The 2,677-nt window shown below is 53.7% G+C and carries 2 tRNA genes and 1 rRNA gene; all 3 read left to right on the plus strand.

Annotated features, from left to right (window positions below):
- The first annotated feature begins 323 nt into the window (after nucleotides 1-323).
- Nucleotides 324-400: transfer RNA gene (locus AC5JMF_RS32855), tRNA-Ile, on the plus strand.
- 26 nt (nucleotides 401-426) lie between these two features.
- A tRNA-Ala gene (locus tag AC5JMF_RS32860) sits at nucleotides 427-502 on the plus strand.
- A gap of 313 nt (nucleotides 503-815) precedes the next feature.
- Nucleotides 816-2,677: ribosomal RNA gene (locus AC5JMF_RS32865) — 23S ribosomal RNA — on the plus strand; the annotation flags it as partial.

Raw genomic sequence — 2,677 nt, forward strand, 5'->3', positions numbered from 1 at the left:
CGTAACAAGGTAGCCGTAGGGGAACCTGCGGCTGGATCACCTCCTTTCTAAGGAAGCTTCTTAATGGAAACGCTCACTCGTTGAGCCTCTGCCTTTTGACGCTCTTGGAACAAGATGGAAGAAAGTCATTCTTACCATCGCGCATACCTAAAGCGGATCTGCCGCCTTCGTTTCTCTTTCTTCGCGAATGATTAGTCTGCGCTCACGCGCCGCATCGCACCCTTTGGGTGCTGGCGCTCCGCGAGGGCGCGGCACGAGCCGCGACGCGCAGTCGCGCTTGCCGAGGCGATGCCTCGGGAGTTCGGCTTGCTGAGTTCAGCTAAGGGCTTGTAGCTCAGTTGGTTAGAGCGCGCGCTTGATAAGCGTGAGGTCGGAGGTTCAAGTCCTCCCAGGCCCACCACTTCCTTTGAAACACGAAGGTTATCAGGGGCCGTAGCTCAGCTGGGAGAGCGCCTGCTTTGCAAGCAGGATGTCGTCGGTTCGATCCCGTCCGGCTCCACCAACCTTTGTTGGTGTTGAGAGGAGTGGCAATCATTCGCATATGAGTTTGCGGCGCGCCTCGTGCGCTCCGCCTGTTCTGTTTGACATCGTAAAGAGAAGATTTGTTCGGGTTCCATGTTCGGAGCCTGGCCCTGGAAGGTCCATAACCTTCCGTAAGCGGTCGGGTGATGATGGGCATGGTTCGTCGCTTGGGACGCTCAATCCCAGGCAGATGATGGGTAAGCCTAACCGCGCCCCCGGATAGATCTCGAGAAGCTGGTCTTTTTGTGCCGATGGCATTGGGAGCGATCCCGATGAACATTGGCAATGAGAACGATCAAGTGTCTTAAGGGCAATTGGTGGATGCCTTGGCATGCACAGGCGATGAAGGACGTGATACGCTGCGATAAGCGTCGGGGAGGTGCGAATACCCTTTGATCCGACGATTTCCGAATGGGGAAACCCACCTAAGGTACTTGGAAAATCAGAGTAGCAGAGCGATCTGCTGCTGTGGTTTCCAAGTATCGATATTAGGTAACTTACCCTGAATACATAGGGGTAAAGTGGCGAACGCGGGGAACTGAAACATCTAAGTACCCGTAGGAAAGGACATCAACCGAGACTCCGCAAGTAGTGGCGAGCGAACGCGGACCAGGCCAGTGGCTTTTGTGAGATAAGTGGAACCTTCTGGAAAGTTGGGCCATAGTGGGTGATAGCCCCGTACACGTAATGCGAACAAAAGTCCTAGAGTAAGGCGGGACACGTGAAATCCTGTCTGAACATGGGGAGACCACTCTCCAAGCCTAAGTACTCGTGCATGACCGATAGCGAACTAGTACCGTGAGGGAAAGGTGAAAAGCACCCCGACAAGGGGAGTGAAAGAGTACCTGAAACCGATTGCCTACAAACAGTGGAAGCCCGCAAGGGTGACCACGTACCTTTTGTATAATGGGTCAGCGACTTAGTGTGACGAGCAAGCTTAAACCGGTAGGTGTAGGCGCAGCGAAAGCGAGTCTGAACAGGGCGTTCAGTTCGTCGCATTAGACCCGAAACCGAGTGATCTAGCCATGAGCAGGTTGAAGGTAAGGTAACACTTACTGGAGGACCGAACCCATAACTGTTGCAATAGTTCGGGATGACTTGTGGCTAGGGGTGAAAGGCCAATCAAACTCGGAAATAGCTGGTTCTCCGCGAAATCTATTTAGGTAGAGCGTCGACCGAATACCCTGGGGGGTAAAGCACTGCATGGGCTAGGGGTCCTCACCGGATTACCAAACCTAAGCAAACTCTGAATACCCAGGAGTACTAGTCGGCAGACACACGGCGGGTGCTAACGTCCGTCGTGAAAAGGGAAACAACCCTGACCTACAGCTAAGGTCCCCAAGTTATGGCTAAGTGGGAAAGGATGTGAGGATCCCAAAACAACCAGGATGTTGGCTTAGAAGCAGCCATCATTTAAAGAAAGCGTAACAGCTCACTGGTCTAAATAAGGGTCTTTGCGCCGAAAATGTAACGGGGCTAAAGCCATACACCGAAGCTTAGGGTTCGTGAGCAATCACGAGCGGTAGCGGAGCGTTCTGTAAGCCAGTGAAGGGAGACCCGTGAGGGCTCCTGGAGGTATCAGAAGTGCGAATGCTGACATGAGTAACGTAAGGGGAGTGAGAGACTCCCCCGCCGAAAGACCAAGGGTTCCTGCTTAAAGTTAATCTGAGCAGGGTTAGCCGGCCCCTAAGACGAGGCGGAAACGCGTAGTCGATGGGAACCACGTTAATATTCGTGGGCCTGTGGGTAGTGACGGATTGCACAAGTTGTTCGACCTTATTGGATTGGTCGGGCAGCGGAGCGGTTCCAGGAAATAGCTCCCACTTATAGACCGTACCCGAAACCGACACTGGTGGTCAGGTAGAGTATACCAAGGCGCTTGAGAGAACTATGCTGAAGGAACTCGGCAAATTGCACGCGTAACTTCGGAAGAAGCGTGACCCTTTCCTGCGCAAGCAGGGTGAGGGTGGCACAGACCAGGGGGTAGCGACTGTTTATCAAAAACACAGGGCTCTGCGAAGCCGCAAGGCGACGTATAGGGTCTGACGCCTGCCCGGTGCTGGAAGGTTAAGAGGAGGGGTGCAAGCTCTGAATCGAAGCCCCAGTAAACGGCGGCCGTAACTATAACGGTCCTAAGGTAGCGAAATTCCTTGTC

It is taken from the genome of Desmonostoc vinosum (assembly GCF_059505385.1).